Below are 24782 nucleotides of genomic sequence, written 5' to 3' on the forward strand. Positions count from 1 at the left end.
TAGTTACTTGTAGGAGCGAGCTTGCTCGCGAAGGTCGTTAACGATAACGCGTACTGCCAGTTTGAACGCGGTGTCTGTTCGGTTTTCGCGAGCAAGCTCGCTCCTACAGTAGAGCGGTGTTGATAAGGAAAAACTGTGCTAACTACCCAAGCCTTCCCGACCATCCGCGCCATCCAGCGCGATGCCTGGAACGACTGTTTTCCCGGTGCCCTGGAGGATTGGGACTATTACCTGGCCGTGGAAAATGCCGCGATCGATCACTTTCAGTGGCGTTACCTGGCGGTCTACGACGATCAGACGCTGGTGGCTGTGGCTGCCGCGTTCATCACCCATTATCGCCTCGACACCACAGTGTCGGGGGCCGGCAAGCGCTTGACCGAGTGCCTGGAGCGGCTGTGGCCGGGTGTTTTGCAACTGGCGTTATACGCCATCGGTTCGCCCGTGGCTGAACGTTGTGATGCGGGTGTCGCAAGCGATGTGCCCGAGGCCCGGCGCCCGTTGTTGCTGCAACAGTTGCTGGCGGCTGCGCGTGCCGACGCCGATCAATTCGGTATCGGGCTGGTGGCGGTCAAGGACGCGCCGACCAACGACCCGCATTGGGCTGAAAGCTGCCGGGCCGCAGGTTTTCAAAACATGCCGAGCTTGCCTACGGGTGTGTTACCGCTGCCCTACGGTTCGGTAGACGCTTACCTGGGTTCGTTGGGCAAATCCACTCGCAAGGACCTGCGCCGCAAACTGCGCGCACCGGGGCCGCGGGTCGAGTGGCGTCACAATATCGATGATGTGCTGCCCGAGGTCATGCGCCTGTATGAAGCGACGCTTGCGCGCGCGGACTTGCAGTTCGAACGCTTGCCCGCCGGTTACTTCACGCAAGTGCTCGAACAACTTCACGAGCGGGCGATCTGTGCTCTTTACTGGGTGGGCGAACACTTGGTGGCGTTCAACCTGATTCTGCTGGACGAGCATCGGCTGGTGGACAAGTTCTTTGGCCACGACATCGAATTCAGTCGTGAATACAACCTGTACTTTCGCAGTTGGTTGACCAATGTCGACTACTGTATTGAGCATGATATACCGGTGTACGAGTGCGGCCAGGCCGGGTATGCCAGTAAACTGCGCCTGGGGTGCGAGTTCCAGGGCAACAGCCTGTTCTTCCGTCACCGCAACCGGCTGGTCAACGGCCTGCTCAAGCTTGTAAAACTGTTTATTCGACCGGATCGTTCCGACCCTGCCATGGCTGCTGCGATAAGCGAAACCTGATGATCACCAAGACCCGCCAGAAAGCCCGCCCCTTTGCCATTTCGCGTTGGAGCGTCCAGCGCAAGCTGGTGCTGGCGTTCTGGCTGGTCAGCGTTATTCCGACCATGATCGCGGCCGAGCTGGCCGCCACCACGCTGTCGCAGATTTTCGACAGCAACGTACGCATCTGGCTGCAAGAGTCGACCAAGATCGTCAAGGACGAGATCGGCGACATCCTTCATGACAACGCGCGCATGGCCAAGCTGTTCCTGCGTTACACCAGCCCGCCGTCGTCCAAACAAGCCGCCAAGCATGACCGGCTCACCGCCGATATAGCCGATGCCACCGATATCGACGTGGTGGCGCTGATTCGCACCAGTGACCATAAAGTGGTGTTCAGCACGGCCGCCGATGACATCGTCAGGCAGATCAGCCTGACCAGCAATGCGGTGCTGCAGACCGTGCAAGTCGGCGGGGTGAGCACCGGCCTGGTGGTGTCGACCTTCGAAACCAGCCGTGACGGCGTTGACTACCTGCTGCTGGTGGCTACCTACCTCGATAGCAGTTTCCTGACCAGCGTGGCCGATGTGCACTCCCTCGACCTGCGTCTTTACCTCGCCAACCCGGCAGGTTTTTCCGAAATATTTTCCACCCAGCGCTTCGAGAATCACCCCTCGCGCATCCCGAAAAACGTCGAGGCTGCACTGCGCAGTACCAAGCAGCCCAGCGAGCAATTCACCAACCAGTACAGCGGTTTGTATTGGCCGATCTTCAACGATGCCGGCGAGCTGCAAGGGGTGATCTTCAGTGGTCTGCTGCGTCACACCAGCCTGGTGGGGCTGGTGAACCAGAGCAACCTGTTCGTGCTGATCTTCCTGCTCAGCTCGGCCCTGTCGCTGGCGGCCGGGTTGCTGGTGTCGCGGCGGCTGACCAAGCCGCTGCGGGACTTGTCCCAGGGCGTGGATGCAGTGATTTCTGGCAGTTACGCCCACCGTGTGGTGGTCAGCGGTGGCGACGAACTGGCGCAATTGAGCAGCACCTTTAACCACATGACCGAGCGCCTGGGTGAATTGCATCACCTCGAGGCCCAACTGCGTCGACGTGATCGCCTGCATGCCCTGGGTGAAGTCGCCATGGGCCTGGCCCACGAAATCCGCAACCCGCTGGGCATCATCAAGACCGCCACCCAACTGCTGCACCGGCGTGCTGACCTGGCGGACACCGACAAGCGCCATCTGGAATATGTGATCAGCGAGGTCAGCCGCATCAACGACCTGATCACCGAGTTCCTCGACTTTGCCAAGCCCAACCCGCCGATCCGCGTGTTGCAGCCGGCCCGCGCCTTGGTGGAAGAGATCCTCGGTTTCTGCAGCCCGGAGCTGAGCAGCCACAACATCGACGCACAGATAGACGACCAGGCGCCTGACGCCACGATCTATGCGGATGCCAAGCAGCTCAAGCAGGCCTGCCTCAACCTGATCCTCAATGCCATTGACGCGATGCCCGAAGGCGGGCGCTTGACCCTGGGGATTCGCAGCGTCGGCGACAACACAGTGATCAGCATCGCCGACACCGGCCAGGGCATTGCCGCGGATATGGTCGAGCGCATCTTCACGCCATTCGTCACCACCAAGGCGTCTGGCACCGGGCTGGGCCTGGCCAAAGTCTATTCGATCATGGAAAGTCATGACGGCAGCATCGAATGCGCCAGCGAGAAAGATGCCGGCGCCACGTTCAGCCTGTACATTCCCGCTAACGGCGAAGACGACGGCGAAGATGAGGATGGGCATGACGCATAACGTATTAGTGGTGGATGACGAGCCCAAGCTGTGTGAGCTGTTGTCGTCCGCCCTGAGCCAGAACGGCATCCAGGTGTTCAGCGCGGGCAATGGCCTGCATGCCCTCAAGGTGCTGGGGGACGAGGACATCGACCTGGTCATCAGCGACTGGCGCATGCCGGGCATGGACGGGCCGGCGCTGCTTGCCGAGATCAAGCTGCGCTACCCCCAGGTGCCGGTGATCGTGATGACCGCCTACAGCACGGTGAAAAATGCCGTGCAGTCGATGCGCAACGGCGCCTATGACTACATCGCCAAGCCGTTCGATATCGACGAGCTGGACATCACCGTGGCCAAGGCCCTGCAATTTCGCGACATCATGCGCGATAACGCACGCATGCGCGCCGAGCTGGACGAGCACGCACAGTTTGACAGCCTGGTTGGCGACAGCCCCGCGTTCCGCAAGGTATTGCAGGCGGTGGATTCGGTGCGTGACAGCAGTGCGACCATCCTGCTGACCGGCGAAAGCGGCACCGGCAAGGAAATGGTCGCCCGCGCCATCCACAAGCATGGCAGCCGCGCCGACAAGCCCTTTGTGGCGGTCAACTGCGCGGCGATTCCCGAAGGCTTGCTGGAAAGCGAAATGTTCGGGCATCGCAAAGGCGCCTTCACCGGCGCCGTGGCCGACCGTGTCGGGCGCTTCGTGCAGGCGGACAAAGGCACGCTGTTTCTCGACGAAGTCGGGGATATGCCCCTGGCGTTGCAGGCCAAAATCCTGCGTGCTTTGCAAGAGCGGGTCATCGAGCCGGTGGGCGACCCTCGGGAGCGCAAGGTCGACGTGCGGGTGATCGCCGCCACCAACAAGAACCTGCTGGACGCTGTGGCCAACAAAGAGTTTCGCGAAGACCTGTATTACCGCCTCAATGTGTTCCCGATCCCGTTGCCGGCCCTGCGCGAGCGCGTGGAAGATATCGCGCCCCTGGCCCGGCACTTTGCCCAGACTTTGAGCGCTACTGCCGGCAAACGCATCACCGGATTCAGCGCCGAGGCATTGCAGGCCATGGCGGCGTATCACTGGCCGGGCAATATCCGCGAGCTGCAGAACTGCGTGGAGCGCGCGACCATCGTGGCGGCGTCGCCGGTGATCGAGGATATTGATTTGCCCGGGTATCTGTTTGCTTCCAAGCCGACCGAGGACGGGGTGACAGCTATCCTCAGCGACGGGCCGGGCGTGCCGCGGGACCTGGATGCGGCGTTGGCGGAGGTGGAGAAGGCCTACATCCTCGCGGCGTTGCAGGAGAGCAATGGCGTTCAGGCTGCGGCGGCGCAGCGCATCGGGATTTCCGAGAGGAGCTTCTGGTATCGCCTGAAGAAACTAGGAATCCAAGTAGACAAAATAGTCCGCTGACACACGGTGGTCCAAAACGTGGGAGGGGGCTCGCCCCTCCCACATTTTCATGATGATTGGTTCCTGAAAAGAAATCGGGAGTTCAGCATCAACGGGTTAAGACAGGTTCTCCTCGAAAAAGAACGCAGCCTCCCCAAAGGCCGGTTTTAGTTGATCGAACCACGTAGCATTGGGATCAAATTTTGCGAAGAAGGGCCTCTGCACCCAATCCGGGTTTCGTGCCTGGATAAAACGTAAAACAAACACCTTTTCTCCCCTGATTTCAGCCACACCGCAGATCTCAACTTTTCCCGGATCCGCGCTCATCGAAGGTCCTCTGGCGGTCCTGCCAACGCCTGAAACTTGTTTAACAGCATCCCGGTAAATTTCCCACGAACGTACAAGAGGTACTTCAAAATATCGGCGGGCTCCGGTATCGCGCTCAATAAACATATAGTAAGGAGCAATACCTAGTTGAATTTGCGTCTGCCAGAGCCGCGCCCAAACGTCAGCAGAGTCATTGATATGAGCCAGCAGCGGGCCCTGGCTACGTATTTGAGCACCGGTTTGTCGAACACGCTGAATAGCCTCTCGAGCAATTGCAGGCTCAAGTTCCTTCCAATGATTGTAATGAGCCATTAACGCTAAGTGTTTACCGCTTTTGCTAATCCTCCTGAATAGATCAAGGAGTTCACCGGCGTCGCTGTCAGTCACAAACCGCTGAGGCCAGAAAGAAAGTGCTTTCGTACCAATTCGAATAGTGTGGATATGCTCGAACTCAGGAGTCAAAAGAGGTTCTAGGTAAGCACGTAGATTGCTTGTCTTCATAACTAGCGGGTCGCCACCGGTTATTAGGACATCAGTCACTTGAGGGTTGGCCCGAAGGTACTCCAACAGCTGAGCGTTTTCCTTGGCAGCAATCTTCAGCGATTGGTCACCAGTGAATTGGGCCCAACGGAAACAAAAAGTACAGTAGCTATGACAAACCTGGCCAGCGCTCGGAAAAAAAAGTACAGTTTCACGATATTTGTGCTGGACACCAGTTACTGGCACGCCAGACAGTGAAGGGATATTACGCTCCAGCTGTCCCGCTGGATGGGGGTTGAGCCTGGCTCTAACCTCCTTTACCGCGGCGTCGAACGATGAGCGGTTGGAATTCTCTAAAAGTAAAGAGGCTATCAAATCATAAGATGCTTTATCCAACATATCCTTCTGGGGGAAAGTGAGTTGATATATAGGGTCGTTTGGAATGTTTTCCCAGTTGATCAGGTGTTTGATAACATAGTCATTGACTCGAAACGGCAAGACACTCGCCACCACCTTCATCGCCCAAACAGTCTGGCTTTCTAATTGAGCAAGCTGAGGGATCTGGTCAATTTGATTCAAGGTATAAACCTTGAAGCGTTCGACCTCGTTTTTTGTTGTGAGGTCTTCAACGCTGATTGCTATGTTTTCTATAGAGTGCATAATTAGTGGCCAATAAATTTAATGGTGGAACATAGGGGCTATAAAATATTGAGCTGTTATTGCCTGAAATAAATGTCACACCCCACGATACTAACTAATGAAGCCATGCAGCCTCCGAGCAAAAAAATCCAAACTAGTAAATCTGTGGTATGCAATCAGCGATGGTGGACAAAATCAATAATTCTCCGACACGCCTCTTTGATGTCAGCTTCATTGACGGAAGCGATAGATAATCGGATATGGTCCTTCATACCGTAAGAAGAACCCGGCGTGGTCGAAACAGATTTCACATTGAGGAGGCCGTCTACAAATTGGGCATCCGAATCCCATGTAACACCCAATAGCCGGGAAATGTTAGGGAATAGAAAAAAACCACCCTGCGGCTGCACAATATCAAACGTAGAGCTTAGTAGCTGATGGCAGTAATAGGCTCGGCGTTGCAGCTCTTCAACACGTTTTTTAAGACTATTCTCAGGCAGCGCTATGGCGGCCAAGGCGCCGTGCTGCGCGAATGTACACGCATTATCTGTCATGACGCCCTGAAGTGTGGAGCAGCGCCTGATGATATTTCTATCCGCGAACATATAACCGATCCTAAAACCGGACATAGAGAACAGTTTTGAGAACGTACGTGTAACGACCAACAGGTTAGAGGATACCGCAAGATCCAGAGGGCTGACATATTCATCACCGCCGAATATAATGCCCTCGTAGGCTTCATCGGATATAAGTAGAAAGCCATACTCTTGAGATAACAAGACCAAGTCTAGAATGTTCTGTCGACTGAGAACCAAACCAGTAGGATTGTGAGGCGAGTTAATAATCAACGCCTTGGTTCTAGGAGTCACCAATGTTCGAATTTCAGCGATGTCGATACCCTTGGTTCCCATATGGTAATCGACGGCGACGCCTTCGTTAAAATTTATATAAGCTTTATAGGCGGGCCAGCATGGGTTCGGTATAAGAACTTCATCACCGCTGGATAATATGCTTTCCATCAACATGAACAAAGCCTGACTCGAGCCATTGGAAACCAAAAGCTCAGACGGGTCATACAGCTTACTGTGTTTTTGAAAGCACCTTTCGATTAACGCGTTTTTTAGAGTCTCTATACCGGTAAGATTACAATAGCCAGTGTGACCTTTCATTAGCGCGTCAATCGTTGCGCGAGAAACTTCTGGCGGGACTTCAAGATTGAATTCGCCATCGTGCATCTGAATTAAATTGCTTATTTGAGGTCCTTCACTTAAGACCTTCGATAACTGCTGGCTCGGATTTAACATAATTTTCACCCGCTATAATTATTTTAAGTGTCGCAGCATCTGCCGTGAATAGACTTCAATAAAAAAAGCTTTTGCAGACTGGCTCAGATCCTGTGGCCAGAAATCAAACATTAGATTAACGCGAGTGCATTTGCTGTAGTTCCAAGACTCATGTTGAAACGTCGTATCAATGATCGCTATTTCGCCAGTTTTCCAACTAAATATTTCCTCTCCGATTCTCAGTCCAGACAATCCATCGTCAGAACAAAGGATAGGAAGATGTAACGTCAGCATTGGGTAAACATAATCCAAATGCGGCTCGATATGACCGCCCGGTTCAAGGGTTGAAAGTACTACCTCTCGGATAGTAGCACCTGGCACAACATCTTCAATGAAACGAATAGTATTCGGAACGTGATCAGCGTATGTGGATACTTTTTGACCCCCTTTATAAAGTGGAATTGATTTCCACAAAGGATCACCATGAAAAGGATATTTTTCCTGGGTGTCCTTGTACTTTTCGTAGAGCTTGATTAATTCCTGCGTCATCTCGGCGATAAGTGAATCAATGCCTATGAGGAAGCTAAAGTCGTTTTTAGACCAAAGAGGCTTTCTTGATCCGAACAACGACTTAAATCCGTTGATGTTTATATTCGTAGCATAAGGTATAGGTATTACAGGCTTAGGCAAGCCGCTGGTGAGGCGGCCAGACGCTGATAATTCCCCTGCGTTAAATTCCAAACCAATTAGGTTGAGGATGCACTCTCGAGTTTTATCGTCAATATCGCCAAGGTCATCTAATGCCTCATGCCACAATTTGACTACCGGCTCCCGCCACTTTAGAGCAGACCTGCAGGCAATCACAATACTCGCATATAATTGGACTATGAGGTAAATGATTAATAACTGACTTGATACTAAAAGTCCAAACCCGACTGATTCGGTTCTGTAATAGAGCCCCCCTAGCAAAGTGAAAATGGAGAAGGGGACAAGCCAACATGCCAAGCTCCTAAAGCGTCGCACGCTAGAATAAGGTATGACGATATTCAGCATGTCCAATTGGGAGCGAATAATTGGTCCTGCACTGATGGAATAAATAAGGAAAAACAACAAGCAGCCGTAAGATATCAAATGGATCGATAAGAAAACTTTCGGAACTAACAGAATGAGTGACGTATACAGCAATGTTAAACAAACTATCACGAATATACTGTGTGTCAGTATATGCCTTATGCCTTGAATGCCGTATAGGTTTCTCATATCGCAGCCTGCTCAGGAGCCTTGTATCGAGACCATCTAAATAGAAGTACCAGGAATAGCGCGATAAGACCAAGTCCTACGCCACACCATACACCAGCTGCCCCTAGATCAGTATAAAATGCCAAGAATAGAGCGAGCGGTAGTCCCACGAACCAAAAACAAATAATCGAGAGCACCATCGGGAAGACGGTTTGTTTTAATCCCCTAAAGATGCCAAGTAGAACCATTTGACTTCCATCAAAAAAATGGAAGATGCCCAAGATGCAAACAAAGAGGCTAGAAAGCTTGATGAGTTCGTCATCTCCACCCTCACCCCGAGCAACAAATAGCTGAACGATATCATTAGAGAAAATAATCAAAAGAGAAGATATCACAGTGAGTACTATCCAGCAGAGCCATAAAGCACTCCATCCTGCGTCACTCGTCCGCCGCGAATACCTACCTAAAGGTGAACACAGGCTTATTCTCGTAGTAGAGGCTTGAGAAATGCCATTGGGTATTGTGAATACGACTTGAAGAACTTGCATAGCGATACCATGAGCAGCCAATGCAACGACTCCAAACTTACCCACTATAATAGTGAGGATAAAGAAAAACAGCGTGTCGTTTGCTTGTGTCAAAGAGACTGGAATACCGTTCTTTAAGATAGGCAGCATCAACCATCCTCTTACGGTCGCTAATTTTGTGCAGTGCCGGCGCTCCTTGAACCGCGTATTCTTTGAACCTAATATGACCAGCAATATACATAGCAGAACGTTTGTTAGCGTCGTAGCGATACCTGCTCCAACCAGACCCAATGGTGGTATCCATAAAAAGCCAAATATTAGAATCAGATTCGCAACGAAGTTAAAGATGGCTGCTATAATAATTGCGATAACTGTATATCTCGCTGATCCCATTATGGATAAAACGTTTCTGAGGTGTACAAATAAAATCGCTGGGCCAATGCTCCACATCAGGCTGTTCATGTATCTCTGAGCTTCAAGAGACAAAAGCGGATCCTGACCAAAAAAGACCAATATTTCTTTCGTAAAATAGAGCATTGTCAAACATATTAAAAACGCAACTATTACGATCTGAATGCAACTGGTTGACACGGATGTATATTGTTCCTCCTTTGCCTTAGGCCCTAACGCATCAGTTATAAATGGAATGGTAGAGACGAGTAATCCGGAAAATAATAAAAACAGGAGATAGTAGAGGCCCTGTGCCAACGTCGATGCAGCTAACGCCTCGGTACTAATCCATCCGGCCATTATTACATCCGTAGTGGCAATAATCACATGCGCAATATTGCCCGATACAAAGGCTAGCGAGAGCCGAGAGCTCTCGCGTATCTCGGATGTATATCTACGGGAAAATCTCGTGGCACGGTTATATATCAGTGATGATGTCAAGGCTGTACTCCCGCTCTAGGTGCTTAGACACATCCTTGGAAATTTGTACTCTCTTCAGCCATCGATCCGTTCCATCATATTTTGGCGTAAACTGCGGCCTGCCATGAGCGCACTTGTAGTTATTGATAAATAGTACTTGTGCTTCATTCATCGATAATTCAATAGTGGCTGACTCAACAAGCTCGATGAAATCTTTAAAATCCAGTTCTTCACGTTGAGACATTTTATTGTAGTCAATGTAGACCGGATCATAGATGAAGCGATAGCCTTCGGTCGGCGATTCGTGCAATACCGCCGTCTCGAGATCTTTCGGTTTATAGTCGATCGTAGAGGGGCGGTCGGAAAGAATGGTATAACGGCTCTCAATTAACCTATTCTTGAGTGTTGCATCAACAGCTGAAAAGTCTGGACAAGACAGCAAGTTAGGAATTTTGTCTTCGTTTCTTACGCACAGAAATCCCAGCACATCTGCTCTATAAGGTAACGCGGGGTCTTCAGTATGCAGTTCTAAATGCACCGAGCCACTTCCCAACTGCTTATTTCTATCTTTGAAGATCGGAAATATTTCTTGGACAAGTTTGCCATCCTGCAGGTCGCTATAGCCGAAGACATCACCAACATGCCTTGAAAGCTGAAGAAATAAATCATCGTAGTTTGAGCGACAGTCGTCCTTCCAGTGTTTCGGTGTCGGTCGCTGCTCATTGACTTTAGGGAGGCTTAACAATGTTATGTCAGATGAAAAACTAAAATCCTCCTTGAATTGAGCGACGATAGCTTCTGGTCTTAACAATGAGTAGTCTAATTTTGTAAGTATCATGTCAGTACCGAAAAATAGTAAATATCTAGTTTCAAGGCCCCAGGCTAGCGACCCGCTAATGCGTCAGTGGACCTCAAGAGATTTCGAGCGTTTTATGATCATAGCCAAGCACGAATTTCTTAGAACCTAGTTTATAGAAGTACTGGTTGTTCAGAGGGATCTTCCCAAGTTTAGTGGTGTAGACATACTGCGGAACACTGAAGCCAGTTTCATAGCCGTGAAGCTGCTCCATAATTTCAAGGCCTTTTTCTATTGATGTCCTAAAGTGCGACACGCCTTGAACATTGTCCGCGTGATAGAGGTAATAAGGCCTTACCCTGCCTTTAACCAGCATTCGGTTCAACGTTCTAAGTATTTCGACGTCGTCGTTTACACCTCGCAACAGCACTGTTTGGTTTTGCACCGGTATACCGTGGGAAAGGAGTTTATCTACCGCACTTAGGGCCTCTGGAGTCACTTCCACGGGATGATTGAAATGGGTGCTGAACCAGATAGATTTGAATTCAGACAACATCTTACAAAAATCATCTGTTATTCGCTGCGGAAGGAAAACCGGGTACCGTGAGCCAATGCGTACAAAATCTACGTGAGGAATTGCATTGAGTCTGGATATAATGCTATGCAAAAGTTTGTCGGAAAGAATTAGCGGATCGCCTCCGGTCAGTAACACGTCGCTGATGTTCTTGTTGTTCGCGATGTACTCTATGTCCTGATCATATGAAGTGGGCAGCTCTTTGTTGTAGTAACTGCCGGACTTGTCCGTTGTGTGGAATTTTCTAGTGCAATGTCTGCAATAAACCGGGCACGTATCGGATACGAGAAAGATGACTCGGTTTGGATACTTATGTACGACACGCCTGGTTTTCATGTAAACCATATCACCTACCGGGTCTACATCCTCCTGCTGATTACATTCATCAACTTCTTTTGGGTGGGGTATGCTTTGCAGCCGAATCGGACAATTCTCATTGGTTTCATCCATCAGCGACGCATAATAGGGAGTAATCATCCACTTATACTGGCTCTCGGTTTGCTCGATACCTTTCAACTCCGTATCGCTCAGAGTCACCCAGGCTTCCAGTTGAGCCTTAGTGCGGATGGCGTGCTTCATTTGAAACTTGTGGTCGCCCCATTGGTCGGAAGACAGTAAATCCTGTTTGCTCAAAGTGTCCTTTGCAATAATCATTTTATTATCCTTGGCTGGTAGGAGAGCTGACGAGATTCTTATAAATATTTGTAGCTGTCGAGGTCGTCCATCCACCGCTATGATAGTCGAGACCTTGAACCTTATATCTATTGTCTGGAAGTTCAAAGCCGAACTCTTGGAATATTAAGGCAGCATTGTTAACTGCATTGTCTTCCAATGGGAATGGCTTGTTATCCAGGCTCTGATTTATTGATTGAAGTGTGTCAAAAATGAGTTCGCCTATACCTGAGCCTTCGGACATCCTCATTTTGGGTCGTCGGGTGATGTAATCTGGTAGTTCGAGAGAAAAGGCGTCCCTCAGTAGCGCTTTTGTAAAGTCCTCTCTTACATGAAACTCCATCGGTGCTGATATTATGAAATCGACAAGATCTTTGTCGAGAAACGGTACGCGGCATTCCACTGTATTGAACATGCTCATTCTATCCACACGCTGTAGATCGGTTCGATACAAATTCTTGATTTTATGTAACTGAAGTGCTCGTCGGTCACTCGCCCCTTGAAAAAAGTCATAGCCAGCGAATAGCTCATCACTGCCATCTCCAGATAGAGCTATGCGTATTCCGTCTTCTTTCATTCGTGAAAAAGCCGAATGTATAGTTAACGCATCAGTTATATCCACGGGTTCAAACTGTTCAGAGACATATATGCTGGTTCTAATCGACTGCATCAGGTCGGCACGATCAACATCAGAAACTACTATTTTAATGCCGAGTTCCTTGCAAAATCTCTGCGCGAATACCAAGTCGGCTGAACCCGCCACGCCTACCGTATAGGCGGTGACGTTCTTATGGTATAGGTTAGCAAGATAAAGAACTATCGCGCTATCTAGCCCGCCAGAGAAAACTACTCCGATCGGTAGATCCGTATTCACTTGGCGCTGTACCGAAAGGTGCAGTAACTCATTGCATTTGTTTGCCGTAGAGTTGTAGTCAAGTCGCGGATCTATACGGTCGCTCACTGCATAATATGCGTTCTGTTCGCCGTCAAACCAATAATGTCCGGGTGAAATTTCTTGTGTCTTGTTGGTCAACCCGATCAGTGCTTTCAGTTCCGAAGCGAAATAGAGGGCTGATCCTTCTTGGGCCCAATATAGAGGCTTTACGCCCAGCCGGTCCCTCGCGGCGAAAACAGTGTTGTCTTCCGCTGAATAAATAATGAATGCGAATATTCCATTGAAACGGGTTAAACAGGATTTTCCCCAATGGATATAGGCCCTGAGTACTAACTCAGTATCTGAGTGGCCTGAAAACTCTACACCGTGCGATGATAAAATCAATCGCAACTCATCCAGGTTGTAGATTTCGCCATTAAATATAACTGCGTGACCCGACAGACTATCTATGAACGGCTGATTGTTGTCTTGTCTCTCCACGATAGGTAAGCGATTGGTACCCATAGCAGCATGAGAAAATATATAGCGCTCTCCAAATCTTTCAGCCGCGCCCCTGTGTGAGATTCTTCCTAGTATTTCTACTAAAGTAGCCTCAAGGTCGAGATTTTCATCAGAACGGGTAGAGGTCTCAAATATTGCAGCTATCCCGCACATTTAGCACTGCTCCACTAATTTTTTTTCAGTGTGTTCAGATAGATCGACTCTGATGTTTTCCTCATACTCTTTATGCAAGTGGAGTATCTCGTCTATAGACTGTGCTTTCACCCACATCTTAGCGATATAAGCTTCTTCGTTCTCCACATCGAAGAACCCATCTTTGTGGCCATTGGTACTGGGCAGTACCTGCGATAGGACCTCACACGCAGAATCAACTTCCGGCAGCTTTATAGCTTCGATATATCCTGAGTGAGCTGGATAGAATAGCAGCATCGCGTAGACGGCGTTCTTCGGCACGATCGGAAGATCATCAGCCGTATAGTGCTCTATGGTGACTGGCTTATTTGTAATGTACTTTACGTTTAAGTCATAAGCGTCACATGCGCACAAGTCCTTAAGCGCTTCATCCACAAAGAACCCGCCGAGCCTCGGATTCACCTCAATCACCTGAGGGCCACTTTTAGAAAGTTTGAACTCGACGTGTAAAAAGCCGTTTCTTATCTTCAGTGCTCTTATAGAATTGCTGATAGTTGAAACGATCATCGATATCTGGTCGTTGGAAAAGCTCTGCGGCGGTGTAACGATAACTTTTTCTAAAACCGTGCTGGATGCAGTGCTTGTTATCATTTTTTCAAATATCAGCATTGGGTGAATATTGCCGTCGATCACTAAACATTCTAGAGAGCCTTCGGGTCCATCGATGAACTCTTCAATTAGAATGGAGACTCCTGGTGTATATAGCACTGGGGTTTCTTCTAAAGAAGTAAGCCATTTTTCAACGCCAGAGAAAGAATAGGCTCCGGGCACGTCAGGGAATCTTTGTATGAAGTGCCTGTATGCCTTTTCAAGACTCTTTCGATCATTACATATCGAAACAAATGCCGAGCCGCCTCCGTACACCGGTTTCATCACGACGGGATAGATAAGGTCGTCAACGGTTTCAAAGTTCCCGTTGAAGAGCTGGAATTTGACGGGTAAGGAGCCTTTTATATTGTTTAACTTTGAACGCATTAAGTACTTGTTATTACAGTTTTCTAGCGGTTCGGCGTTGTAGTAGTTTAGTCCGTATTGCCTGGCGACCTCTTCAACTACAGGGTTGGCATCCCCGCGCGGTGTTACGTGGGCGGGGTAGCAAAACAGCCCTTTCACGCTGTATGTCTGGCTTAAATTTTCTACTGCGTGGAGCACTTCGCTTGTTTCAATACGATCCACTAAAATTATTTCATCGCTTTCATTGCTAGCTTCGCTGATGTTTTTACTGTCTTTTGCGATGATTGTTACACACCTGATGCCTTCTTTTGCAGCAGCTTGAAAGTGTAACCTTCTATATAAATAGAGTGAGGTTGATAGATAGTCGTTGTCGATGAAAATCAATATTTCAGGCTTCATGTGTTGGTCCATGATGATTTAGAGTTTTGTAAGAATAAGACAGCGAGCTAACGTATGCGCTGGAGGTGACACGCATGTTGGTAGGTTTTTTTGGGGAGTGTCACAGTTAAATCAGTCTCACCGAGATAGTAGATATCTCTACGGGGGCGGCCTGTCGTTATGAAGTAGGCGTATGTATGCGGGTGAACTTGCATACTGAGAGGATGAAACAAAACGTTTAGCTTGCGCTCACTCGAATGGTTCAGCATTATTATCTATTCCTTTAGATATTCGCTTCTAGCGTTGATCAATTTGGTGTACGAGTTGAGTTTTCTGCCCTTCTTGTCCATGGTAGCCATGAATGTTTGCAGTTTAGCTACAATTGAACGGGGCTTTCGTGCGGTGGTGGCGGCTTTACTATCGACGTGCATGCCTGACAGATAACCATCCCCAGCATGTCATCGACAGAAACCAGGCTCCGGATATCTTTTGAATGTTCAGTAGGCGCATCGGGCCGGCAGGTCAGGAGTCTGGATATTCCAGTGCGCCGTTTGTATTGGCGAATGATCCAGCGGTCGAAGCTGGTTTCGTCGATGCCGGTAATGGCGCTGTTCTTGAGGGGGACGCGGAAATGGTCCAGGACATTCTCAAGCAGGCCATGGTTTGCTTCTGGGACATGAAACAACATAGACAATCCTTCGCTATGTGAACTGCGCTTTCGCGGTCATGTTTCCTTGCCGATGCACTTAAACTGTGCAACGGGTTTAGACTACATGCGAAATATGCCGGCACGCAATACTCCTCCGAGCCGAAGTTTTCTCAATTTACCCAGGAGTGCGGTTGAAGTTTCGCCTTCATCAATCCGAGATCCGCAGACTAGACAGTTCGCCGCCTATGCCAGTTGCTTAAACCTCACGCCAGCAATTAATGCGCCTGGCCGGCAGAACCGTAGCCGGTGCCGACCAAGGATGATCAACGTCTGCCTGGGCTGGCCAAAATAGTGGCTGGACAGCGGCGGTGTATGCAGTCACCGCAAAATCCATGACGACCTGCGTGCGCTTGAAACCGTGCGCCAGCGTCGTGTTGTTCGATTGATGTGTCTGGAGCGGCCGCGCTCGCGGGCAGGGTATCAGTGCTGACCAGGACGTTATGCTGGCGAGCCTGCAGTGACTTCACCAAGTCATCTTGAGCGCCGATTCAATGTCTGCCAACCCAACAAAGACTAGTTACGGACATTACCTAGCTGCACGTACGGATCTATGCGCAGTGGAGGAGGGAGGTGACTGGCATTCCTACCGCCATCTCAACAGCGGTACCAGGCTCGTGACGTCTCGGCCAGCGCCGCTGTGGCGCCAAGGGCTGTCGTCAAGAAAGATCCATCAATGGCCCAACCCGTATTTTTTGACCTTGTCGAACAACGTGGTCTTGGCCATTCCCAGTTCCTGGCTGGCCTGGGTCAGGTTGCCGCCGCTGCGTTGCAGGGCGTCGCTGAGCAGGTTGCGCTCAAAGGCTTCCACTGCCTCGGTAAAGGCCAGGCCCTGGTTACCGCTGCCGGCGCCGCTTTTCTTGAAGGCGGGCAGGCCGAGGGCGAAGCGTTCGGCAACGTTGCGTAGCTCCCGCACGTTGCCCGGCCAGTCGTGGCTCATCAGGCTGGACAGTGTCTGGTTGTCGAGGTCCGGGACGCTGCGGTCGAAGCGCAGTGACGATTGCTGCAGGAAGTGTTCGAACAGCTGCAGGATGTCTTCGCGCCGCTCGCGCAGGGGCGGCAGTTCCAGGGTCACCACATTGAGGCGGTAGTACAGGTCGCTGCGGAACTGACTGGCGCGGCTCAGCTCGTCGAGGTCGGACTTGGTGGCGGCGATCACCCGGCAATCCACCGCCACGCTCTGGTTCGAACCCAGGCGTTCCAGGGTGCGTTCCTGTAGGACACGCAGCAGTTTGATCTGCAGGTTGATCGGCATGCTTTCCACTTCATCGAGGAAGAGAGTGCCTTGGTGGGCGTGCTCGATCTTGCCGATGCGGCGCTTGCCGGCGCCGGTAAAGGCGTTGGCCTCGTGGCCGAAAATTTCGCTTTCGAACAGGTTCTCCGGCAGGCCTCCGCAGTTCAAGGCGACGAACTGGTGGGAATGGCGCCGGCTGAAATCATGCAGGCAGCGCGCGACCAACTCCTTGCCTGTGCCGGTCTCGCCTTCGATCAGCACGTTGGCCGAGGTGTCGGCGACGTTGGCGATCAGTTCGCGCAGGTTTTGCATCGCCGGCGAGCGACCGATAATGCGGCCTTCCAACGAGTCGCGCTCGGCCAGTTGGCGACGCAACGACCAGACTTCCCGCGCCAGCCCGCGCTGCTCCAGGGCGCGGCGGGCGACTTCCACCAGGCGCTCGGGGGAGAAGGGCTTTTCCATGAAATCGTAGGCGCCATTGCGCATGGCACCGACCGCCATGGAGATGTCGCCGTGCCCGGTGATCAGCACCACCGGCAGGCTTTTATCCAGGGCCTTGAGGCGGGTCAGCAGTTCCAGGCCATCAATGCCCGGCAGGCGGATATCACTGATGACGATGCCGGCGAAGTTTTCGCCGACGCGATGCAGCGCCTCTTCGGCACTGCCCACGCCGATGCTGGGAATGTCCTCCAGCGCCAGAGCTTGCTGGCAGCCGAGCAGCACATGGGGGTCGTCCTCGACAATCAGCACGTTGAGGTCCTCGGTCGCAGTTGTAGTGTCTGTATTCATGTCGACTCGGCTTGTTGAGCGCCCACCAGCGGCAGGCTCAGGACAAAGGCAGTACCACCACCGGCCGGGTGCTCCACGGCGAGGTTGCCGCCGGTGGCCGCCGCGAGGCTGGCCGAGAGCGTCAGCCCCAGGCCCAGACCCTGCTCGCCAGGCTTGGTGGTGAAGAACGGTTCGAACAAATGCTTGCGCGTCTCGGGGTCGATACCATGGCCGTTGTCACGCACCCGAAGGCGGTATTTGCCATCAATCACCTGGCCTTCCAGCCACAGTTGCGGTGCCGGTTGCACCTGCATCGCATCAAGGGCGTTACCGATCAGGTTGACCAGGATCTGCTCCAGGCGCGTCTGGTCGATCTGCAATTGGGCGTTGCTGAAGTCTCGGTGCAAGGTCAACGGCAGGCCATCGAGCCGCGGGCCGAGCACCTGGAACGCGGCGTCCACGGCCTTGCCGAGGTTGGCTTCGCCCTGGTCGTCACCGCGTCGGGCAAAGGAGCGCAGGCTGGCGGTGATGCGGCCCATGCGGTCGATCAATTCGTTGATGGCCTTGAGGTTGGTACTGGCGGTATCCAGGGCGCCGCGCTCGAGGAAACGCACGGTGTTGCCGGACAACGTGCGCAGGGCCGCCAGCGGTTGGTTCAATTCGTGGGCGATGCTGGTGGACATCTGGCCGATGGCCGCGAGTTTGCCGGCCTGCACCAATTCGTCCTGGGCGTGGCGCAGGGTTTCTTCGGCCTGGCGCCGTTCGCGGATCTGGCCCTTGAGCCGTTCGTTGCTGGCGCGCAGGTCGGCGGTGCGTTCGGCAATCCGCCGTTCCAGTTGGCTGTTGGCTTCCTGCAGGGCTTCCCGGGCAGCGAGGCGGGTGGCAATGACTTTGCGCCGTTCATTCCACGCAATCAGCAAGAAGGCCACCAGGCCAAACGCCACGGCTACCAGGATGCCCTGGTTGATCGCGGCGCGGCGCAGGTCGTTGAGCGGGGTGAGGAGGGTGAAATGCCACGGTGTGTCGTTGAGCGGGCGGGTTTGCGCCAGGTAGCTGACGGCGTGTTCGTCGTTGACTACTTCGCTGTTGGCCGGAAAGGTCAGTTTCTCGGTGCCTTCGTTCAGGCGCTCACGGGCCAGGGGCTGCAGTTCGTTGAGTGTTGCCCAGTAATATTGCAGGCTGTGGGCCAGGCGTTCCTTAATGTCTTCGCTCAACGGGCGTACGGCCTTGAGGCGGCGGGCCGGGTCGCTGGAGAGGATGATGATGCCGTTCTCGTCGCTCACGAAGGCTTCGAGGCGGGCGCGCTGCCAGCGCTCTTCCAGGGCTTCGAGACGGACCTTGACCACCGCGACGCCGATGATCTTGCCATGCTCTTCCAGGCCATGGGCCAGGTAATAGCCGGGTTCGCCGTTGGTGCTGCCAATGCCATAGAAACGGCCTGGCTGGCCACGTACGGCATTCTGGAAATAGGCGCGGAAGGACAGGTCTTCGCCCTGGTAACTGTCGGCATCGCGCCAGTTACTGGTGGCCAGCACGCGGCCGGTGGTGTCCATTACGTAGATGGCCCGGCTGCGACTGCGGCGGTTCAGGCCCTCGAGGTAAGCGTTGACCGTGGTGCGGGTTTCCTGGTTCGGGTCGGCCAGCAACCGCGAAACGCTAGACTCCAGCTCCAGCAGGCTGGGCAGGTAGGTGTATTTGCTCAGTTCGCTTTCGACGGTGCGGGCGTGCAGCTCCAACTGGCGTTCGCCGTTGTCGCTGAGGGTGCGGATGCCATAGTAGTCACTGACCCAGAAGCCGATATAACCCAGGCCGACCATCAGGGCGATGATCAACGGCGGCAGGAACAGTTGGCGTATCAGACGAGGCTTCACGGCAAGTGATGGCGGCGCGGCGCGATATTGATGGGGGTCGCATTTCATCACAGATGCCTTGGGTCAACCAGAGCTGCCAGCCTGTGTGGTCCAGTGTGGGAGGGGGCTAGCCCCGATAGCAGTGTGTCAGTCGGCATACCTTTCACTGATCCACCGCTATCGGAAGCAAGCCCCCTCCCACATTGGCCCGGTTTCTACAGTAGGAGCTGTGTACTTAGCTAGGTAGTACTTAGTGCTGCAGGATTTTCTCAAGGAAGTGCTGCGCGCGTTCAGAGCGGGCGCTGATGTCGCCGAAGAACTCTTCCTTCGGGCAGTCCTCGATGATTTTGCCGGCGTCCATGAAGATCACGCGGTCGGCCACTTTGCGCGCAAAGCCCATTTCGTGGGTCACGCACATCATGGTCATGCCCTCGTGGGCCAGTTGCACCATCACGTCGAGTACTTCGTTGACCATTTCCGGGTCCAGCGCCGAGGTCGGTTCGTCGAACAGCATGACGATCGGGTCCATGGCCAGGGCGCGGGCAATCGCCACACGTTGCTGCTGGCCACCGGAGAGCTGGCCTGGGTGTTTGTGGGCATGTGCCGACAAGCCCACGCGATCGAGCAGTTGCAGGCCCTTCTTGGTCGCCTCTTCCTTGCTGCGGCCCAGCACCTTGATCTGCGCGATGGTCAGGTTTTCGGTGATGGTCAGGTGCGGGAACAGCTCGAAGTGCTGGAACACCATGCCCACCCGCGAACGCAGTTTCGGCAGGTTGGTCTTCGGGTCAGCAATGGAGGTGCCATCGACCACTACGTCGCCTTTCTGGAACGGTTCCAAAGCGTTGACGCACTTGATCAGGGTGGATTTGCCCGAGCCGGACGGCCCGCACACCACGATCACTTCGCCTTTTTTAACCTCGGTGCTGCAATCGGTCAGCACCTGGAAGTCGCCATACCACTTGTTGATGTTCTTGATAGAGATCATACGGCAAACCTTTTTTGCAGACGCTTGACCAGCAGCGAGGCGGAAAAGCTGATGATGAAGTAGACGACACCGGCAAAGATCAGGAACTCATTGGAGCGGCCGATGATGTCGCCGTTGGAGCGGGCGGAGTTGAGGAAGTCCACCAGGCCCACGGTGTAGACCAGCGAAGTGTCCTGGAACAGGATGATCGACTGTTGCAGCAGCAATGGCGTCATCTTGCGGAACGCCTGGGGCAGGATGATCAGGCGCATGGTCTGCCCGTAGGTCATGCCCATGGCTTGTGCCGCGGCCATCTGGCCCTTGGGAATCGACTGCACGCCGGCTCGCACGATTTCGCAGAAATACGCGGCCTCGAACATCATGAACGCTACGACGCAGGAGGTGAACGCACCGATGGGTGTGTCTTCGCCGGTGATCCAGCGCAGCACGAACGGCACCGCCAGGTAGAACCAGGTGATCACCAGCAGCAGCGGGATCGAGCGGAAGTAGTTCACATAGGCGCCAGCCAGACGCGACAACAGTTTGCTGGACGACAGGCGCATCAGCGCGAGGATCGTACCCAGAATAATGCCGCCGACCACGCCCATGACCATCAACTGCAGGGTCATGACCATGCCGTTCCACAAGCCCGGGATGGCGGGGATGATGCCACTGAAATCGAATTCCATTATTTGCCCCCCACGGAGATCAGGCCGGGCACCGCGACTTTCTTCTCTACCATGCGCATCAGCAACATCAGGCTCATGTTCAGGGTGAAATAGATCAGCGTGGCCAAGGTGAAGGCTTCAAACAGGTTGGCCGAGAACTCGGCAGTCTGCTTGGTTTGCGCCAGCAGTTCCATCAAGCCGATCAAGGACGCCACCGAGGAGTTCTTGAACACGTTGAGGAACTCCGAGGTAAGCGGCGGAATGATGATGCGATAGGCCTGGGGCAGCAGCACGTTCCAGTAGATCTGCGGCAGCTTGAAGCCCATGGCGCGTGCGGCGGACTCCTGGCCACGGGGCAGCGCCTGGATGCCGGTACGCACTTGTTCACACACACGTGCGGCGGTGAACAGGCCCAGGCACACGACAACGCTCAGGTAGGCCGAGGTGGTCGGGTTCAGGTCTTGCTTGTACCAGTCCTGCAGGTTCTGCGGCAGCAGGTCGGGCACCAGGAAGTACCAGATAAACAGCTGAACCAGCAGCGGCACGTTACGAAACAGTTCCACGTAGCAGGTCGCAATGCCCGATACGATGCGGTTTGGCACGGTGCGCATGACCCCCAGAATGGAGCCCAGTAGCAAGGCGATGATCCATGCCACGACAGCGATGGCGATGGTCCAGCCCAGGCCGGCGATGTACCAGTCGAGATACGTCTCGCTGCCAACGCCAGTGGACTTGAAGAACACGCCCCAGTCCCAGTTGTAATTCATTAGGGTCTCCCCTCGAGATCGATCAATGTACAAGCACCCGCTTGGGGAAGATCCTTTCCCGCCTGGCAATGAACGCCAGGCACACACGATCGGCTCGGAAACCGCCAGGTCGAGTGTTCCAAATTAAAGCCAGCAGGTAGTAACAGATGCCTGGGGAGTGAGCCCCCCAGGCGATAAGGTTAGTCAGGTTTTCAGATCTTTACTTCCGGTGCCGGCTTGTCGGTCGGATTCGCGATCAGTTCCTTGACCTTTTCGCTCATCGGGAAGTTGAGGTTCAAGCCTTTTGGTGGAATCGGGCTCTCGAACCATTTGGCGTAGATCTTGTTGATTTCGCCGGATTTGAACAGGCCGACGATGGCGTCATCCACGGCTTTCTTGAAGGCCGGGTCGCCTTTGCGCACCATGCAGGCATAGGCTTCAAAAGACTGCGGAGTACCGGTGATGACCCAGTCGTTCGGCTTCTTGGCCTTGGCTTCTTCACCGGCGAGCAGGGCGTCATCCATCATGAACGCAACGGCACGGCCGCTTTCGAGCATCTGGAAGGATTCGCCGTGGTCTTTGGCGGAGATGACGTTCATGCCCATCTGCTTGTCAGCGTTCATCGCCTTGATGATGCGCTCGGACGTAGTGCCAGCGGTGGTCACGACGTTCTTGCCCTTGAGGTCGGCAAAGTCAGAGTAGGACGGCTTGCCTTCCTTGTCTTTCTTGACCAGCAGGCGGGTGCCGATTTCGAAGATGTTGGTCGAGAAATCGACTTGCTGGGCGCGTTCGGCGTTGTTGGTGGTGGAGCCGCATTCGAGGTCCGCGGTGCCGTTCTGGATCAGCGGAATACGGGTTTGCGAAGTCACCAGGTTGTACTTGACCTTCAGGTCGGGCTTGTTCAGGTCTTTTTTCAAGGCTTCAACGACAGCCAGCTGAATGTCGTGGGAATAGCCCACTGGTTTGCCCGAACCATCCGCGATGTAGGAAAACGGAATAGAGCTGTCGCGGTGAGCGAGAGTGATGGTGCCGGAGTCGTTGATTTTCTTCAGTGTGCCGGTGAGTTCGGCGGCGAAAACTGGAGTGCTGATCAGAGCTGCAGCAATAGCTGCGCCCAGGATATGGGGAACGATGCGCATCAATACTTCCTCGACATTTGTTTTTTTTATGAAGCCAGCTAAACGGCTCTTTTGTACAGCGAATGCCCGTGACGGCTCCTAAGGCGCCTCAGGTAATCGTCAAAGAGTGTAGAGCATGAGTCGTGCCATACCGAATATAAAAGGTTAACTGCATGATTTATATCGAGATTAACTTTATGTTGCGACGCGGTTTTCGCTGCCGGGTCCGGCAAACCGAATAGGGAGGGAGCCAGTGTTCGGAAAACCGAATGCCGCTCCAGAGATCTGTAGGAGCGAGCTTGCTCACGAGAACGCAAAAGCGCCGCGTTTATTCTGAATAAACGCGGCGCTCTCAGGGTTTTCGCGAGCAAGCTCGCTCCTACGGTTTGGGGATGGCTGATCAGGCCGCTTCGATCTTGCTACGGCTCTGTTCGACCTTTGCCAAGTAGCGTTGCACGTTTTCCTGCTCCTGCGGCGTGGTGAACAGGCCAAGCTTGGTACGGCGCCACAGTACGTCCTGCGGTTGCGTCACCCATTCTTCGGCGCACAGGTAATCAACTTCGCGGGTGTACAGGCCGCCGCCCAGATGGTCACCCAGGTCGGCCAGCGATTGCACGCCCTCCAGCAGGCGCCAGGTGCGGCTGCCGTAGGTGGTGGACCAGCGACGGGCGATTTCGCTCGGGATCCAGTCGAACTTGGCGCGGATCGCATCGGCCAGGGCTTCGGGCGTGGTCATGTTTTCACCGCCGGGCAGGCTGGCCGTGGCGGTCCAGCTCGGGCGCATCTGGGTGAAGTACGGCGCCAGTTGCCCCATGGCCGACTCTGCCAGCTTGCGATAGGTGGTGAGCTTGCCGCCGAATACCGACAGGATCGGCGCTTCGCCGTTGCTGCCGGACAGCGCCAGGGTGTAGTCGCGGGTGATGGCCGACGGGTTGTCCGACTCGTCGTTGCACAGTGGGCGCACGCCGGAGTAGGTGTGGACGATATCGTCACGGCTCAGTTGTTTCTTGAAGTGCGCGTTGACCACCTTGAGCATGTAGTCGGTTTCACTTTCGGTAATCGCAACTGCAGCCGGGTCGCCGGTGTATTCGCGATCAGTGGTCCCAATGATGGTCAGGTGGTTCAGGTACGGAATAGTGAAGACGATGCGTTGGTCTTCGTTCTGCAGGATGTGCGCGTGGGCACCTTCGTAGAGCCTCGGCACGATCAGGTGGCTGCCCTGGATCAGGCGGATGCCGTAAGGTGAATCCAGCTTGAGGTCGTCCCGGATGAACTTCGCGACCCACGGGCCGGCAGCATTCACCAGCGCGCGGGCGCGGATCGAAAACAGGCTGCCGTCGGCACGCTCCATGTTCATTTCCCACATGCCGTTGCTGCGGTGGGCGCTGATGCAACGGGTCTGGGTATGGATGTGCGCGCCTTTTTCACGGGCAGCCATGGCGTTAAGCACTACTAGGCGGGCGTCATCCACCCAGCAGTCGGAGTATTCGAAACCCTTGGTGATTTCGCTTTTCAGCGGGCTGTCGGCGCCGAACTTAAGGCTCTTGGAGCCTGCCAGTTTCTCACGTTTGCCCAAGTGGTCGTAAAGGAACAGGCCGGCACGAATCATCCATGCCGGACGCAGATGCGGGCGGTGGGGCAGTACGAAGCGCATTTGCTTGACGATATGCGGCGCCTTGGCCAGCAGCACTTCACGTTCGGCCAGGGCTTCACGTACCAGACGGAATTCGTAATGTTCCAGGTAACGCAAGCCGCCGTGTATCAGCTTGCTGCTGGCCGATGAGGTGTGGCTGGCCAGGTCGTCCTTTTCGCAAAGGAATACCGACAAACCGCGCCCGGCTGCGTCTGCTGCAATGCCGACGCCATTGATCCCGCCACCGATTACGGCAACGTCATAGACTTCGGCAAGCGGTGGGGCAGGCAAGGTGGAAGGGTTCATCGGCTGGCCTCGCGATCTTTTCGTCTTGGAATTCGAACATTAATGTTCATTTGCGAAA

General features: G+C 53.6%; 19 protein-coding genes. 3 read left to right on the forward strand and 16 right to left on the reverse strand.

Annotated features, from left to right (window positions below; genetic code table 11):
• Positions 1-135 precede the first annotated feature (135 nt).
• Genes KVH01_RS01575 through KVH01_RS01585 form a run of 3 tightly spaced genes read left to right on the forward strand, consistent with a single transcriptional unit; the run spans position 136 to position 4425 of the window.
• Positions 136-1260 carry a GNAT family N-acetyltransferase gene (locus KVH01_RS01575; protein ID WP_217880219.1) on the forward strand — a complete coding sequence of 375 codons (1125 nt, stop codon included), beginning with the start codon at positions 136-138 and terminating at the stop codon, positions 1258-1260.
• Positions 1260-3038: a sensor histidine kinase gene (locus KVH01_RS01580; protein ID WP_217880220.1), complete on the forward strand. Its 1779-nt coding sequence runs from the start codon at positions 1260-1262 to the stop codon at positions 3036-3038. Before KVH01_RS01575 ends, KVH01_RS01580 begins: the two co-directional genes overlap by 1 nt.
• On the forward strand, positions 3028-4425 hold the full coding sequence (locus tag KVH01_RS01585) for a sigma-54-dependent transcriptional regulator (protein ID WP_217880221.1): 1398 nt from the start codon (positions 3028-3030) through the stop codon (positions 4423-4425). The genes KVH01_RS01580 and KVH01_RS01585 overlap by 11 nt, the downstream gene beginning before the upstream one ends.
• 96 nt (positions 4426-4521) lie before the next feature.
• Here KVH01_RS01585 and KVH01_RS01590 read toward each other — a convergent pair whose 3' ends face one another.
• The 16 genes from KVH01_RS01590 to glpD all read right to left on the reverse strand — a co-directional run bounded on the left by KVH01_RS01590 (position 4522) and on the right by glpD (position 24724).
• Positions 4522-5871, reverse strand: coding sequence for a KamA family radical SAM protein (locus tag KVH01_RS01590; protein ID WP_217880222.1), 1350 nt, complete (start codon positions 5869-5871; stop codon positions 4522-4524).
• 155 nt (positions 5872-6026) lie between these two features.
• Complete coding sequence (locus KVH01_RS01595; protein ID WP_217880223.1) at positions 6027-7154, reverse strand: pyridoxal phosphate-dependent aminotransferase; 1128 nt, start codon at positions 7152-7154, stop codon at positions 6027-6029.
• An 18-nt stretch (positions 7155-7172) separates the two neighbouring features.
• A complete protein-coding gene (locus KVH01_RS01600; RefSeq protein WP_217880224.1) occupies positions 7173-7949 on the reverse strand; it encodes an aspartyl/asparaginyl beta-hydroxylase domain-containing protein in 777 nt (258 codons plus the stop codon).
• A 440-nt stretch (positions 7950-8389) separates the two neighbouring features.
• The gene (locus KVH01_RS01605; protein ID WP_225923988.1) at positions 8390-9790 is read right to left on the reverse strand and encodes an MATE family efflux transporter; all 1401 of its coding nucleotides are present in this window, start codon (positions 9788-9790) and stop codon (positions 8390-8392) included.
• Positions 9768-10607, reverse strand: coding sequence for a Fe(II)-2OG oxygenase family protein (locus KVH01_RS01610; RefSeq protein WP_124399527.1), 840 nt, complete (start codon positions 10605-10607; stop codon positions 9768-9770). The genes KVH01_RS01605 and KVH01_RS01610 overlap by 23 nt, the downstream gene beginning before the upstream one ends.
• Positions 10608-10680: 73 nt before the next feature.
• Complete coding sequence (blsG, locus tag KVH01_RS01615; RefSeq protein WP_217880225.1) at positions 10681-11793, reverse strand: arginine 2,3-aminomutase; 1113 nt, start codon at positions 11791-11793, stop codon at positions 10681-10683.
• A 4-nt stretch (positions 11794-11797) separates the two neighbouring features.
• On the reverse strand, positions 11798-13360 hold the full coding sequence (gene asnB / locus KVH01_RS01620) for an asparagine synthase (glutamine-hydrolyzing) (RefSeq protein ID WP_217880226.1): 1563 nt from the start codon (positions 13358-13360) through the stop codon (positions 11798-11800).
• A complete protein-coding gene (locus tag KVH01_RS01625; protein WP_217880227.1) occupies positions 13361-14752 on the reverse strand; it encodes an ATP-grasp domain-containing protein in 1392 nt (463 codons plus the stop codon).
• Between the two features lie 355 nt (positions 14753-15107).
• Positions 15108-15419 carry a hypothetical protein gene (locus KVH01_RS01630; RefSeq protein WP_217880228.1) on the reverse strand — a complete coding sequence of 104 codons (312 nt, stop codon included), beginning with the start codon at positions 15417-15419 and terminating at the stop codon, positions 15108-15110.
• Positions 15420-16110: 691 nt separating this feature from the next.
• Positions 16111-17460: a two-component response regulator AauR gene (aauR, locus tag KVH01_RS01635; RefSeq protein ID WP_225923990.1), complete on the reverse strand. Its 1350-nt coding sequence runs from the start codon at positions 17458-17460 to the stop codon at positions 16111-16113.
• A complete protein-coding gene (gene aauS, locus KVH01_RS01640; RefSeq protein ID WP_217880229.1) occupies positions 17457-19358 on the reverse strand; it encodes a two-component sensor histidine kinase AauS in 1902 nt (633 codons plus the stop codon). The genes aauR and aauS overlap by 4 nt, the downstream gene beginning before the upstream one ends.
• Before the next feature lie 181 nt (positions 19359-19539).
• The gene (locus tag KVH01_RS01645) at positions 19540-20274 is read right to left on the reverse strand and encodes an amino acid ABC transporter ATP-binding protein (protein ID WP_033896404.1); all 735 of its coding nucleotides are present in this window, start codon (positions 20272-20274) and stop codon (positions 19540-19542) included.
• On the reverse strand, positions 20271-20942 hold the full coding sequence (locus KVH01_RS01650; protein WP_043048812.1) for an ABC transporter permease subunit: 672 nt from the start codon (positions 20940-20942) through the stop codon (positions 20271-20273). The genes KVH01_RS01645 and KVH01_RS01650 overlap by 4 nt, the downstream gene beginning before the upstream one ends.
• Positions 20942-21688 (reverse strand): amino acid ABC transporter permease, encoded by a 747-nt coding sequence (locus KVH01_RS01655; RefSeq protein ID WP_057012160.1) that lies wholly within the window; start codon positions 21686-21688, stop codon positions 20942-20944. Before KVH01_RS01655 ends, KVH01_RS01650 begins: the two co-directional genes overlap by 1 nt.
• Positions 21689-21879: 191 nt before the next feature.
• On the reverse strand, positions 21880-22806 hold the full coding sequence (locus tag KVH01_RS01660) for a glutamate/aspartate ABC transporter substrate-binding protein (RefSeq protein ID WP_217880230.1): 927 nt from the start codon (positions 22804-22806) through the stop codon (positions 21880-21882).
• 379 nt (positions 22807-23185) lie between these two features.
• The gene (gene glpD, locus KVH01_RS01665) at positions 23186-24724 is read right to left on the reverse strand and encodes a glycerol-3-phosphate dehydrogenase (protein WP_217880231.1); all 1539 of its coding nucleotides are present in this window, start codon (positions 24722-24724) and stop codon (positions 23186-23188) included.
• Between the last annotated feature and the right edge of the window lie 58 nt (positions 24725-24782).

This window comes from Pseudomonas khavaziana (assembly GCF_019145205.1).
Lineage (GTDB): Bacteria > Pseudomonadota > Gammaproteobacteria > Pseudomonadales > Pseudomonadaceae > Aquipseudomonas > Aquipseudomonas khavaziana.